The organism is Pseudomonas sp. 21LCFQ010 (assembly GCF_024129905.1).
GTDB lineage: Bacteria > Pseudomonadota > Gammaproteobacteria > Pseudomonadales > Pseudomonadaceae > Aquipseudomonas.
Genome location: NZ_JAMYDZ010000001.1, coordinates 143,431 through 156,423, shown reverse-complemented (window position 1 = coordinate 156,423; position 12,993 = coordinate 143,431). Strand labels below are relative to the sequence as shown.

General features: G+C 62.4%; 9 protein-coding genes and 1 pseudogene. 4 read left to right on the top strand and 6 right to left on the bottom strand.

Annotated elements, in window-relative coordinates; translation table 11 throughout:
* The first annotated feature begins 67 nt into the window (after positions 1 to 67).
* Positions 68 to 2,788 carry a DEAD/DEAH box helicase gene (locus NJC38_RS00745; RefSeq protein WP_253110363.1) on the top strand — a complete coding sequence of 907 codons (2,721 nt, stop codon included), beginning with the start codon at positions 68 to 70 and terminating at the stop codon, positions 2,786 to 2,788.
* Between the two features lie 144 nt (positions 2,789 to 2,932).
* Here NJC38_RS00745 and NJC38_RS00740 read toward each other — a convergent pair whose 3' ends face one another.
* The 3 genes from NJC38_RS00740 to NJC38_RS00730 all read right to left on the bottom strand — a co-directional run bounded on the left by NJC38_RS00740 (position 2,933) and on the right by NJC38_RS00730 (position 7,420).
* Positions 2,933 to 3,901, bottom strand: coding sequence for an aldo/keto reductase (locus NJC38_RS00740; RefSeq protein ID WP_253110360.1), 969 nt, complete (start codon positions 3,899 to 3,901; stop codon positions 2,933 to 2,935).
* A 101-nt stretch (positions 3,902 to 4,002) separates the two neighbouring features.
* Complete coding sequence (gene ligD / locus NJC38_RS00735) at positions 4,003 to 6,501, bottom strand: DNA ligase D (RefSeq protein ID WP_253110357.1); 2,499 nt, start codon at positions 6,499 to 6,501, stop codon at positions 4,003 to 4,005.
* Positions 6,502 to 6,520: 19 nt separating this feature from the next.
* The gene (locus tag NJC38_RS00730; protein WP_253110354.1) at positions 6,521 to 7,420 is read right to left on the bottom strand and encodes a Ku protein; all 900 of its coding nucleotides are present in this window, start codon (positions 7,418 to 7,420) and stop codon (positions 6,521 to 6,523) included.
* A 293-nt stretch (positions 7,421 to 7,713) separates the two neighbouring features.
* On the opposite strand from NJC38_RS00730, the gene ssuD reads away from it, so the two are divergent.
* Both ssuD and NJC38_RS00720 read left to right on the top strand, forming a co-directional pair.
* The gene (gene ssuD, locus NJC38_RS00725) at positions 7,714 to 8,856 is read left to right on the top strand and encodes an FMNH2-dependent alkanesulfonate monooxygenase (protein WP_045490008.1); all 1,143 of its coding nucleotides are present in this window, start codon (positions 7,714 to 7,716) and stop codon (positions 8,854 to 8,856) included.
* 47 nt (positions 8,857 to 8,903) lie between these two features.
* Positions 8,904 to 9,950: pseudogene (locus NJC38_RS00720) on the top strand (sigma-54 dependent transcriptional regulator); the annotation flags it as partial.
* Between the two features lie 2 nt (positions 9,951 to 9,952).
* Here NJC38_RS00720 and NJC38_RS00715 read toward each other — a convergent pair.
* Entirely contained in the window at positions 9,953 to 10,270 is a 318-nt protein-coding gene (locus NJC38_RS00715; RefSeq protein ID WP_253110351.1) for an antibiotic biosynthesis monooxygenase, read from the bottom strand.
* 87 nt (positions 10,271 to 10,357) lie between these two features.
* Here NJC38_RS00715 and soxR point away from each other — a divergent pair, with 87 nt between their 5' ends.
* Positions 10,358 to 10,816, top strand: coding sequence for a redox-sensitive transcriptional activator SoxR (soxR, locus tag NJC38_RS00710; RefSeq protein WP_253110348.1), 459 nt, complete (start codon positions 10,358 to 10,360; stop codon positions 10,814 to 10,816).
* A 152-nt stretch (positions 10,817 to 10,968) separates the two neighbouring features.
* Here soxR and NJC38_RS00705 read toward each other — a convergent pair whose 3' ends face one another.
* Both NJC38_RS00705 and NJC38_RS00700 read right to left on the bottom strand, forming a co-directional pair.
* On the bottom strand, positions 10,969 to 12,375 hold the full coding sequence (locus tag NJC38_RS00705; protein ID WP_253110345.1) for an FAD/NAD(P)-binding protein: 1,407 nt from the start codon (positions 12,373 to 12,375) through the stop codon (positions 10,969 to 10,971).
* Positions 12,376 to 12,402: 27 nt separating this feature from the next.
* The gene (locus tag NJC38_RS00700) at positions 12,403 to 12,972 is read right to left on the bottom strand and encodes an XRE family transcriptional regulator (RefSeq protein ID WP_045490003.1); all 570 of its coding nucleotides are present in this window, start codon (positions 12,970 to 12,972) and stop codon (positions 12,403 to 12,405) included.
* Between the last annotated feature and the right edge of the window lie 21 nt (positions 12,973 to 12,993).

Sequence of the window (12,993 nt, the reverse complement as noted above, 5' to 3'; positions counted from 1 at the left end):
TCCGCGCAAAGCCGGGTACACTGTCCGGCTTGTTCAAAGCATCGCCACTGCAAGGCCTTACACACCGGTGTCATCGATTCTTGAAAAAGTCCTGGCCAGACCATGGACACACTTCTTCAAAGCCCAGACGCTTGAGCGCGGTCGCGACTATGCGCGACAGAAACGCATCAGCCTTGAGCAGGTCAGCGACCAGGTCGTGCGTACCCGCTGTCGTGGCAGCGGTGGCGAGCGCTACAGCCAGTCGCTGGTGCTTCAGGACCCGGCGCTGACCCCGCATTACCTGGTATGCACCTGCACCTGCCCGGTACGCAGAGACTGCAAGCACTGCGTGGCGGCGCTGCATTACCTGCAAGACCCGCACAACCGCGATGAACTGCTGCAGGCCATGCCAGCGGCAGCGCTCGCGCAGCCGAAACTGCCCGAGCGGCTGATCGATGACCTGCAACCGCGTCCGCGCCTGACCCTGGCCAGCCTCGAATTCACCGCCTTCGAACCGCGTAACGGGCGCATGCAGCGGCAGACTCATCACCGTGCGGCGTTGGCATTTGCCTACGGCAAGCACTATGCGATAGGCACCACCCATGTAAGCATCCTGACCAGCAGCCTGGGCAGCGATCTTGTCAACCAGAAAAGTGACATCCTCGAACACACCGCGACCGAAACCCTGCGCATCCGCCGTCAAGGCGAGCGCGAACGCGAGCTGCGCCAGCAACTGAGCGACATGGGCTTCAAGATCGCCACCCGGCAAAGCAAGGCACTGCCTGACAGCGCCGGCGAAATGTACGAGCTGCCCGGCGAAAAAGCCTGGCTGCATTTTGTGCTCGATGACCTGCCGAAACTGCGTGAGCAAGGCTGGGAAATCGACATCCGCGACGGTTTCGGTTTCGATGTCACGCCGGTGGATGACTGGTATGCCGTGGTCGACGAGCAGCAAGACCGTAACTGGTTCGACCTGGAACTGGGGATCATCGTCAATGGCGAGCGCCTGAGCCTGCTGCCGATCCTGATCAACCTGCTGCGCAGCCACCCCGAACTGACCAGCCCCGCCGCCGTGGCCAAACGCGGCGATGAAGAACAATTGCTGGTGCAGCTCAACCACTTCACCCAGAGCGGTGGCAGCCCGGTGCAGATTGCCCTGCCCTTTGGCCGGCTCAAACCGGTGCTGGCCACGCTTGGCGACTTCTACTGGCGCGAGCCGGACAACACGCGCCTGCGCCTGAACACCGCCGACGCGGCGCGGCTGGTCGAACTCGACGAGCTGCCGCTGTCCTGGGAAGGCGGTAACCGACTGCGGCATTTCGCTGAACGCCTGGCCAATATCAAGGATGCGACCGTCAACCTGCCCGAGGGACTCAACGCCCAGTTACGCGCTTATCAGCTTGAGGGTCTGAGCTGGATGCAGTCGCTGCGCGAGCTGGAAGTCGGTGGCGTGCTGGCCGATGACATGGGCCTGGGCAAGACCCTGCAGACCCTCAGCCACTTGTTGCTGGAAAAACAGGCCGGGCGTCTTGATCGTCCGGCTCTGGCGGTGATGCCCACCAGCCTGATCGGCAACTGGCTCGACGAAGCAGCACACTTCACCCCGCAGTTGAAGGTACTGGCCCTGTACGGTGCCCAGCGCCATCAGGACCTGGCCGACCTGCAACGCTATGACCTGATCCTGACCACCTACGCGCTGCTGCCCCGCGATGTCGAGCATCTGGAAAAACTGCCCCTGCATGTACTGATTCTCGATGAAGCGCAGTACATCAAGAATCCCAAGAGCAAGGCCGCCCAGGCGGCCGGTCAGCTCAAGGCCCGGCAGCGCCTGTGCCTGTCCGGCACACCGCTGGAAAACCACCTCGGGGAACTCTGGTCACTGTTTCACTTCCTGATGCCCGGCTGGCTGGGCAGCAGCAAGGAGTTCAACAGCAACTACCGCTCCGCGATCGAAAAGCATGGCAATGTTGATCGGCTCAAGCACCTGAATTCGCGGATCAAACCGTTTCTGCTGCGCCGCACCAAGGAGCAGGTTGCTACCGAGCTGCCGCCCAAGACCGAGATCATCCAGTGGGTCGAACTCAACGATGGCCAGCGCGACGTGTATGAAACCGTGCGCCTGGCGATGGACAAGAAAGTCCGCGACGAGATCGACCGCAAGGGCATGGCGCGCAGCCAGATCGTCATCCTTGAAGCGCTGCTCAAGCTGCGCCAGGTGTGTTGCGACCTGCGACTGGTCAACAACATGCCGATCAACCCGCGCCACGGCAGCTCGGCCAAACTTGCCGGGCTGATGGAAATGCTTGAGGAACTGCTCGCCGAAGGACGGCGCATCCTGCTGTTTTCGCAGTTCACCTCGATGCTCGAACTGATCGAGCAGGAGCTTGAGCAACGCAACATCGCCTATTCGCTGCTGACCGGCTCGACCCGTGACCGGCGCACGCCGATCCGCGACTTCCAGGAAGGCCGCCATCCGGTATTCCTGATCAGCCTCAAGGCCGGCGGCACGGGCCTTAACCTCACGGCTGCCGACACCGTGATCCATTACGATCCGTGGTGGAACCCGGCGGCGGAAAATCAGGCCACCGACCGCGCTTACCGGATCGGTCAGGACAAGCCGGTGTTCGTCTACAAGATGATTGCCCGGGGTACGGTGGAAGAGAAGATCCAGCGCCTGCAGCAGGATAAATCCGCACTGGCCGCCGGTGTTCTCGATGGCCGTACCCAAGGCGACTGGAAGCTCAGCGATGACGATCTCAAGGCGCTGTTCGCGCCGTTGCCGCCAGCGCCGAAGAAGGACCGCCGCTAGGGTCAATACTGTTCGGTTAGGCGCTATATACCTCTGTGGGAGCTACCTTGGTAGCGAAGACGGCGGAATGCCGGACCACAGCAACCTGAACGCCGGCCGGCTGTTCCCACCGGTCTGACCGAACAGTATTGGCGCCAGGCCCCCTTAGATCAGGGCGATCAACTGCTGGCGCTGGGCATCGGTCAGGGTCGGGCCGAAACCTGCACCGGCGTTATCGGCCATGTATTTCGGGTTGCCGGTGCCGGGGATCACACAGGTGACCGCCGGGTGGGCGAGCAAGAATTTCAGCGCCAGTTGTGCCCAACTGCTGGCCTCCACCTGCGCCGCCCAGCCGGGCAGCGGCTTATCCTTGAGCCGCGACAACAGCCCGCCACCGCCAAACGGCCGGTTGCAGATCACCGCCACCCCACGCTCCCGGCACAGCGGCAACAGCCGGGCTTCGGCCGCGCGATCATCCAATGCATAGTTGATCTGGAGGAAATCCAGCTGTTCAGTCTTGAGCACCGCCTCGACCTGATCGTAGGCCGACGAGGTGTAGTGGCTGATGCCGACATAGCGAATCCGCCCCTGGGCTTTCCAGTCACGCAGCACCGGCAAATGGGTCTGCCAGTCGACCAGATTGTGAATCTGCATCAGGTCGATGCGCTCGGTCTGCAACAGACGCAATGATTCCTCCATCTGTGCAATGCCCTCCTTGCGGCCGCGGGTCCATACCTTGGTGGCCAGAAAAGCCGGCGAGCGCGGCTCGTGGATAGACAGCAGTTCGCCGGTGGTCTGCTCGGCCCGACCATACATGGGCGAACTGTCGATCACGGTGCCACCGGCGGCGAACAGCGCATCGAGTACGCTACGCAATTGTTTATAGGCCGGGCTTGACGTGGCGACGTCGAAGCCGCGATAGGTACCCACGCCGATCACCGGCAAAGGCTCGTTGCTTGAAGGGATTGCACGAGTCTGCATGGTGCGGTCTCCTGAAAGCTTGGCGGAAAAATCGGTGACAGGCTGCATGACCGGCTGCTGAGCACCGCTGGCCGAATCAAGGCTCAGGGCTGCGGCAGTGCCAGCGGCCAGCGCCAGCAGACGGCGACGGGTCAGGCATGAGGATGGCGTCATGCGGATTCTCCTTGTATGTGACGCACCCGCGCTGAACGCTCAGCGCCGGGCAAGCAAAACCATAAGCCTAGACCCGCACGCGGCAACCGCGAATCGTAAGCTCAATCATCAATACCCAACTGTCGCCACATCGCCTGAGTGATGCGCTGGCGATTGTGATAGCCCGCCCATGGATCTTCGTCCAGATCGCGCAAGCGCTCCGCCAGGTTGCCAACGTGCCATTGCCGGGCCGAGCTCAGGGTCGCCAGTTCATCGCGACCGACAGGCACTGACACGGGCAGGCCAGGTCGGGCGCGCACTGACCAGGCCGACACCGTAGTGCCGCCGCGGGTATTGCGCAGATAGTCAATAAAGATCCGCCCGACCCGGTTCTGTGGGCCGGCCGTAGCGCTGAAGCGTTCGGGCAACTGGCGACTCATGAATTCGGCGACCGCCTTGCCAAAGCGCTTCACCTGATCCCAACCGGTGTGCCGGGCCAGCGGCACAATAAGGTGCATGCCCTTGCCGCCGCTGGTTTTCAGAAAGGCCTGCAGGCCCAGCTCATCGAGCACCGCCAGGAGCATCTGGGTGGCCTCGATCATGCTGCACCACGGCAGCGCCGGATCGGGATCAAGATCGAAGATCAGCCGGTCCGGAGTTTCAATCCGGTCACTGGTAGCACCCCAGGTATGCAACTCGATTCCCCCCATCTGCACCACACCGGCCAGCGCTGCCCGGTTATCGATCTGCAGCAGCGGCGCATGACCGGGGTCCAGAGACGCGTCAAGTTGAGTGATATTCGGGATGCTCAAGCGCTGGGCATGTTTCTGGAAAAATTGCTCGCCCTCGATGCCTTGCGGGCAACGCAGCAACGCGACCGGACGTTTGCTCAGCTCAGCCAGCAGCCGGTCGGCAATGGCCAGATAGAACTGCGCCAGAACGGCCTTGCTGACGCCGCTTTGCGGATCAATGACCCGTTCAGGGTGACTGATCGCGACGCCGGCGACGCAGGCTTTAGTGGCCTGCTCTGAGGAGTCCGGCTGCGCCTCATCCACCAACGGCAGAGCTGCTCGGCGGGCGACCTCACGCACCACCTGCGCCGCCGGCTTATCGGTACGCAAGCCGATGAACGAGGCCTGACGCAAAACCGCATCTCGGGTCCATTCGGCAAATTGCACCTCGGCGACCAGCTGCGGTTCAACCCATTGCACATCGCGGCTCAACTCACGACTGAGCGGCTTGCATAACGGCGAGCTGTCACGCTGCAATGCATCAAGCTGTTGCTTGAGCTGGCGCAGCGTCTTGCCGTCAAAGCCGCTGCCGACCCGCCCGGCGTACACCAATCCTGCCGCCCTGGCATCATTGACCGCCAGCAACAACGCGCCGAAACCACTACGGCTACCCTCGGGCGGTGTGTAGCCGACGATCACAAACTCCTGAGCCAGACGGCACTTGAGCTTGATCCAGTCAGCACTGCGCTTGCCCAGGTAGAGACTGCCAGCACGTTTGCCAATGACCCCTTCCAGGCCCATGGCCCTTGCACTCTCGACAATGTCGTGATGACTGGCGGCAAAGCCTGCGGAGAATCTGATCAATTTGCTGCGCTGACCTTCAAGCACTTGGGCCAGAGCCTCACGCCGCGCTTGCAGCGGCTGCTTGCGCAGGTCATCGCCATTGAGCCAGGGCGCATCAAACAGGTAGTAAACGATCTGTGCATCGCTGTGCTCATCAAATGCCCGTTGCAACGCCTGAAAATCCGGCAAGCCGTCACGATCGAGAACCACCACCTCGCCGTCGAGCCAGCTGTCTTCAAGCCCCAGCCTGGCCAGCGCCTTGGCAAGCCTTGGCATCCGTGCTGTCCAGTCATTGCCGGTACGGCTCAGCAGGCGCACTTCACCGGCGTGGATGCAGGTCAGGATCCGATAGCCGTCGTACTTGATCTCATACAACCAGTCGCCGGGCGGCGGTCGGTCGATCAGGGTGGCCAGTTGCGGGCTCAACGTGTGTACAAAGGCTGTGTTTTTTTTCGGCTGCTCAGGCCTGGCCGGCCGGGTTCGGCTGAGGGTGGCGTCACTCAAGACACTGTCGGGGCGCTCGACGGTGATATCAAATTCATCGACCGGCCGCGCCGCATCGTCGCTGCGCTTGATCAGCAGCCATTGCTTGCGATTCCCGCTGCCCTTGAGCCGGGTGCGCACTAACGCCCACTCGCCATTGAGTTTTTCCCCGATCAGGGTGAATTCCAGCTTGCCAGCTTCATACCCCTTGCGCGGATCACCGTGCGGCTGCCAGATACCGCGATCCCAGACAATGACCTCACCGGCACCATACTGCCCTTCGGGAATACGCCCTTCAAAGCTGGCGTACGCCAGCGGGTGGTCTTCGACCTGCACTGCCAGGCGCTTGTGTGCCGGGTCCAGGCTCGGGCCTTTGGGTACCGCCCAGCTTTTCAGAGTACCGTCCAGTTCAAGACGCAAGTCGTAGTGCAAGTGACTGGCGTCGTGCTTCTGGATCGCAAAGCTAAGCGCCTCTCCAGCGGCCTTGCGCTTGCTGCGGGTGCCGGTCTCTGGCGGTTCGCGGGTGATATCGAAACGGCGCTTGCGGGTGTACTCGCTGACCATCTGGCGACTCCTTCAATCACTACCCGGCGCGGCGGCGTTTGCCAGGGCTTGCCGGTTTGGCCTCACCGGACTTGGCGGCAGGCTTGGCCGAAGCCCTGGCTGACGCCTTGGTCTTGCGCGGGCTGCTCTGGCCGGCCAAGCTCTGGCGCAGCAACTCGGTGAGGTCAATCACGTCTGCCTGTTTGCGCTCAGGATCCGGGCTTTGCCCACCCACGGCTTCCAATTTGCCGCGCTTGGCCTTGGTCTTGACCAACGCCATGATCTTGTCCTGAAACGTGTCGCGGTAGTCCTCGGGCCGCCAGTCGACACTCATGTCCTTGACCAGCTTTTTCGCCATATCCCGCTCGCCTTTACTCAGTTTGACGTCCGTCACCGCCTCGCTCAGTTGCAGCGTCTCATCCATATCACGCACCTGCTCCGGCCAACGCAGCAATACCAGCACCAGCGCCGAAGCCAACGGCATCAATGCCGCCAAATGCTCGCGGGTGTGCAGCACCACATTGGCCAAGGCCACCTTGTTGCTGGTATGCAGGGTCTCGCGCAGCAAGGCGTAGACCTTTTCACCACGTTGCACCGGCGCCAGGTAATAAGGCGTATCAATGTGCTGCAAGGGAATCTGCTGGCTGTCGACAAAGCCAAAGATGTCGATGGTCTGGGTCGCCTCGGGATGGGCGGCGCGAATTTCCTCCTCGCTGAGCACCACGTAGCGGTCTTTCTGATACTCCACGCCCTTGACAATGGTTTCTGCGCTGACCTCTTTACCGGTCACCTTGTTGACCCGTTTGTAGCCCACCGGGTCCATGCTGCGCTTGTCGAGCCAGTCGAAATCCACGCCCTCGCTGCTGGTCGCTGACACCAGTGCCACCGGGATATGCACCAGACCGAAGCTGATCGCGCCCTTCCAGATTGCCCTTGCCATTGTCCTGTTCCCCACGCGTTGGTTCAGAGGTGACTGCCCGGCGAACAGCAAAGTTTCACCTGTGAGACCAACGCCCCAACTGGCTGTTGCTCCAGCAACAGTGCCCGGTTCAGTCAGTAGCCAGAAAACATTCAAAACGCCATATATTCCATATAGAGATAAAAATATGATTCCAAGATATTTTGAGGAATAAAAATACGTCCGTATAAAGACTGGGTGATCCCTGCTCTGTTGACCCACTGTCTGCCAGCCAACAGTACCCATTGGTCGACCCCAGCCTCTGAAGGACTGCTATGAACGTTTTCTGGTTTCTCCCCACCCATGGCGACGGCCACTATCTGGGCACCACCAAAGGCGCGCGCCCGGTGACGCTCAACTACCTCAAGCAAGTCGCGCAGGCGGCTGACGATCTGGGCTACTACGGGGTGCTGATTCCTACCGGCCGTTCTTGCGAAGACTCCTGGGTAGTGGCTTCGGCACTGGCCCCCTTGACCCAACGCCTGCGTTATCTGGTGGCGATTCGTCCGGGGATCATCTCGCCGACGGTCTCGGCGCGCATGGCTGCGACTCTGGACCGGTTGTCAGGCGGCCGGCTGCTGATCAATGTGGTCACCGGTGGCGACCCGGACGAGAACCGCGGCGATGGCATTCACCTGAGCCATAGCGAACGCTATGAAGTCACCGACGAATTTCTCCAGATCTGGCGCCGGGTGTTGCAGGGTGAGGCGGTGGACTTCAAGGGCAAACATCTGCATGTGGAAAATGCCAAGGCACTGTACCCACCGCTGCAACAGCCCTACCCGCCGCTGTATTTCGGTGGTTCTTCCGACGCAGCCCATGACCTGGCTGCCGAGCAGGTCGACGTATACCTGACCTGGGGTGAACCCCCCGCTGCGGTCGCCGCCAAGCTGGCCGATGTGCGTGAACGTGCAGCGCGCAAGGGGCGTACCGTGAAGTTCGGGATTCGTTTGCACGTGATTGTCCGGGAAACCAGCGAAGCGGCCTGGCAGGCCGCTGCCAGCCTGATCGAGCCGATCAGTGATGAAACCATCGCCGCCGCGCAAAAATCCTTCTCGCGTTTTGATTCCGAAGGCCAGCGGCGCATGGCGGCGCTGCACGATGGCCAGCGCGATAATCTGGAAATCGCCCCGAACCTGTGGGCCGGTGTTGGCCTGGTGCGTGGCGGCGCCGGCACCGCGCTGGTCGGCAATCCACAAGAGGTGGCAGCACGGATCAAGGAATACGCCGATTTGGGCATCGACAGTTTCATTTTCTCCGGCTACCCGCACCTGGAAGAAGCCTACCGCTTCGCTGAACTGGTGTTCCCGCTGCTGCCCGAGCCCTACGCCAGCCTGGCCGGGCGTGGGGTGACCAATCTGACCGGCCCGTTCGGCGAGATGATCGCCAATGACCTGCCGCCACAGCAGGCGAAGTGAGTATGGCCGTGCCGCTGCGTGACCGCGCGCTGCCTGCGCCGCCGCTGGTGTTCGAAGACCCGGCCTCGCAGGCCTTGCTCGGGCATGTCCGCCAGGTCGCACCCAGTGACGCCAGTGTCTTGATCATCGGCGCCACCGGGACCGGCAAGGAACTGGTCGCCCGGCAGATCCACGCCCTCAGTAGCCGCAGTGCAGGACCCTTTGTAGCGGTCAACTGTGGGGCGCTGTCCGCCTCCCTGGTCGAGGCCGAGCTGTTCGGCCACGAAAAAGGCGCCTTCACCGGCGCCCACGCGGCCAAAGCCGGCTGGTTCGAAGCGGCCAACGGCGGCACCTTGTTTCTCGACGAAATCGGCGACCTGCCAGTGCCCCTGCAGGTCAAGCTGCTGCGCGTCCTGCAAGAGCGCGAAGTGGTGCGGCTGGGCTCACGCAAGAGCCAGCCTATCGACGTGCGGGTGCTGGCGGCCACCAATGTGCAACTGGACCACGCCATCAGCGCCGGGCAGTTTCGTGAAGACCTGTTCTATCGGTTGAGCGTGGTGAGCCTGGTCCTGAAACCCTTGCGTGAGCGGCCATTGGACATTTTGCCGCTGGCCCGGCACTTCATCGAAAGCTACTGCCGACGCCTCGGTCATGCACCGGCACGGCTCGCCCGCGCAGCCGAACTCAAACTCAGGCAACACCCATGGCCAGGCAATATCCGCGAACTGGAAAACGTGATTCATCACAGCCTGCTGGTGTGTCGTAACGGCCTGCTCGAAGCCGACGACCTGCACCTCTCGCAGCGCCAGCTCACACCGTCAGTGAGCCCTTCGGCAAGCGCGGCAAACGATCTGACGACCGAGCAGCTACTCGCTCAGGCCTTTGCCAAACTGTTCGAGGATCAGGCCGGCGCGCTGCATGAAAAGGTCGAAGATGCCCTGCTGCGTGCGGCCTACCGCTTCTGTCATCAAAATCAGGTGCATACCGCGAATCTGCTGGGCCTGACCCGCAATGTGACCCGCAGCCACCTGATTCGCCTGGGCGAACTGACCGTCAACAAACGCCGGGTCGGCCAGTATCGACAAGGCGATCGGGTATTGAACCTGTCGGTCTGAAATCAAACGCGAGGCGGCACGTGATTAAGCACCTGATAACTGCCGAAGCTCGCCGCCCGGACCCGATGCAGGCGAATCAGGCCGTTGAGGTCATACACGCTGGATTCGATCGCTGACAACGCCGCCTCACAGGCCTGTCGTGATTGCCAGAGCACCTGATGCAGCACCCGCCTGCCATCTTCGCTGGCCTGCACACTCGCCCCCATGAATCCGGGGCAACTGCTGGTGTATTGCTCATCTACTTGCGCCAAGGCAGTGACCAGCGCTGATTGCTGAGTAGCTTCGACGCTGAATTCGACAAGTTGACTGTAGCCATGCATAGGCATCTCCCTGAGCGCGATGATTGCGGGTAATGGCTGCGCAGGGTAAAACCTTGAGTTAACTTTAGGTCAAGCAGGAATTTGCTCATGAACAAGACCCCCGCCCCGGCCCAACAGCAGCTCAGTGTCGGGCAACTGGCGGCGCGCAGCGGCGTGGCGGTCACGGCACTGCACTTTTATGAGAGCAAAGGGCTGATCAGCAGCCAGCGCAACGCCGGTAACCAGCGCCGTTATCCCCGCGAGATGCTGCGCCGTGTCGCGCTGATCAAGGTGGCCCAGCGTCTGGGCCTGCCACTGGCAAGTATCCATGCGGCTTTGCAGGCACTGCCCGAGGGCCGCACGCCGACCGCTACTGACTGGCAGAAACTTTCAGAACAATGGCGCGTTGAGCTGGACGAGCGCATTCGGGGACTCACGCAATTGCGTGATCAACTCACCGGCTGCATCGGCTGCGGCTGCCTGTCGATGCAGGCCTGCCCACTGCGTAACTGGGGCGACGAACTGGGCAGCCAGGGTGCAGGGCCGCAGTTGCTGGACCAGACATAGGTTCAATATTGTTCGGCCAGGCGCCGCAAATCCCTGTGGGCACGCGCTCGCTCGTGAACAGGCCGGTAAAGTCACCGCATCTGCTGCGAATGTACCGCCGTCTTCGCGACCAAGGTCGCTCCTACAGGGGCCTGCGGTGCCTGCCAGAGCCGTTAAGCCAACACCTCAACCAGACGCGCCGCCAACGCTTTGGCCTGACTGGCTACGTCCGGCACTGCAGTGCTTTCCCACCATAATCCGCGCAGCGGTGGGCCCATGGCGAACAGGCACGCCGAGGGTTGCCCATCGGCACCGCGTACCGCGCCGCCCGGATCCGCGTCGATACCGAGCGCCAGCGGACCGGGGCGCACCAGGCCGCGCGCCAGCAACTGGCGCGGCAAGGGCCGGTCGACCCGACGCCAATCGTATTGAATACCGCTGGAGTTGATCCAGGCATCAGCACTGATGAACTCGGCCTGTGTCGCGCCGCGACGCCGAATGCGCACCTGCAACGGCTCACCGGGCCGTGACTCGACACCCAGCAGGGTCGCAGCCAGTATGCCCAGACGCCCTTCGCCCAGCAGCCGCTCCAGCAACGCAGCTCCCTGCGGCGGCGAGCGGTGGTGGTGGCTCTCCCACCAGGGCCGCACATGCCGCACGAACTGCCGGCGCTGCCGATCACTGGCCTGGCTCCACAGGCGGCCGATATGCGCCCGCACGGTATCCAGCGGGGCCTGCCAGTCAATGCCGGCGGCCATGGCCTGGCGGCACTGCTGACGCAGGCTGCGCAGCAACTGCAAGGGACTGCGGATACTGTGGTCGTGAGCGAGAAAGTCCGGCCATTGCGGCGGCTGGCGACGCACATGAGGCCATAATCCGTGGCGTGAAATCACCTGAATGGGGCCACAATGCCCGGCCTGCTGCAACGACTCCAGGGCATCGACCATGGTCAGCCCGGAACCGACGATCACCACCCGCGATTGCGCATCAAGACCGCGCATGGCCTCGATTCCCCAGGGATCCAGCGCGGCGGCACCCAACGCCTCGCTGTGATGCTGCGGGGTGCGCGCCGCCGCGTACATACCGGTGGCCAACACCACCACCCGGCCATGCACGGTGTCGGTGTTGTCGAGGGTCAGCGTCATGCCTTGCTCAGCCGCTTGCAGGTCAACCGCTTCGCCACGTCGGTGTTCGACAGTCGAACCGTGACTGGCGCCCAGCCGCCGGGCCTGCTCCAGACGCTGCTGTACATAAGTGCCGAACAACCCGCGCGGCGGGAACAGCTCGGCCACCGGCAGCTGCTGCGCATGGGCTTGCGGCCAGCCGCCTGCAGCCAGATGCTCGGCCAGCCATTGGCTCAGATCATCCGGGTTATCCGGTTCGACGCCCATGCGTGCCGCGTTGCCGTTCAGGGTATGCCCCAGCTCGGTGGCACTGTAGGCCTCGCCACGGCCCAGTTCGGCGCGTGACTCGACAATCATGATCCGTCGCCGGCCCGGCAAGCGCAGCAACTGCATGGCCAGCAGGCTGCCACTCAGACCGCCGCCGATAATCAGCACATCGACGCTGTCAGGGCTCATTCAGGTGCTCCAGGCAAAAAAACAAAGCTATAACACGACATTGCGCACAAAGCGCAGCAGTGTCGTAGCGTCGTTGCAGAATGAATGGGTCTGGTTGCTGGGGAACATGAAGAACTCACCGGCCGCGATCTGCCGAGGCTGCTCATGGCTGCCCAGCCGCAGGCTCAGTTGACCTTCGATCACATACACCTGCTCGCTCCAGCCTTCCGGGTCAGGCTCGGAATCATAGCGATCGCCTGGTTCCAGACAGAACTCCCACAACTCCACCTCACGTCGGGCCAGCGCCTTGGACAGCAACACAGCCTTGCTGCCTGGCTGGGTGCCGGCCCACGCCAGCTCATTGATACGACTATGGTCGTGCACATCCGGTGCCTGGATCAGGTCACTGAACGCCACATCCAGTGCCTCGGCAACCCGGTCCAAGGTCGCCAGGCTGACATTGTTCTCACCGGCCTCGATGGCCACCAGCATGCGCCGGCTGACCCCGGACTTGTCGGCCAATGCGCTCTGGCTGATGCCAGCGGCATTGCGCAGTCGTCGAACATTGAGACCCACATGCTGCAACACCGGGGCACGCGGGGAAATATCTTTGTGCATCATATTGCTCACTCGAAGCGC

Bases quoted from the DNA above. Each gene is read 5' to 3' on its own strand.
- NJC38_RS00700 (WP_045490003.1), bottom strand. From the start codon at position 12,972: ATGCACAAAGATATTTCCCCGCGTGCCCCGGTGTTGCAGCATGTGGGT.
- NJC38_RS00715 (WP_253110351.1), bottom strand. From the start codon at position 10,270: ATGCATGGCTACAGTCAACTTGTCGAATTCAGCGTCGAAGCTACTCAG.
- ligD (WP_253110357.1), bottom strand. From the start codon at position 6,501: ATGGTCAGCGAGTACACCCGCAAGCGCCGTTTCGATATCACCCGCGAA.
- NJC38_RS00730 (WP_253110354.1), bottom strand. From the start codon at position 7,420: ATGGCAAGGGCAATCTGGAAGGGCGCGATCAGCTTCGGTCTGGTGCAT.
- soxR (WP_253110348.1), top strand. From the start codon at position 10,358: ATGAACAAGACCCCCGCCCCGGCCCAACAGCAGCTCAGTGTCGGGCAA.
- NJC38_RS00740 (WP_253110360.1), bottom strand. From the start codon at position 3,901: ATGACGCCATCCTCATGCCTGACCCGTCGCCGTCTGCTGGCGCTGGCC.
- NJC38_RS00705 (WP_253110345.1), bottom strand. From the start codon at position 12,375: ATGAGCCCTGACAGCGTCGATGTGCTGATTATCGGCGGCGGTCTGAGT.
- ssuD (WP_045490008.1), top strand. From the start codon at position 7,714: ATGAACGTTTTCTGGTTTCTCCCCACCCATGGCGACGGCCACTATCTG.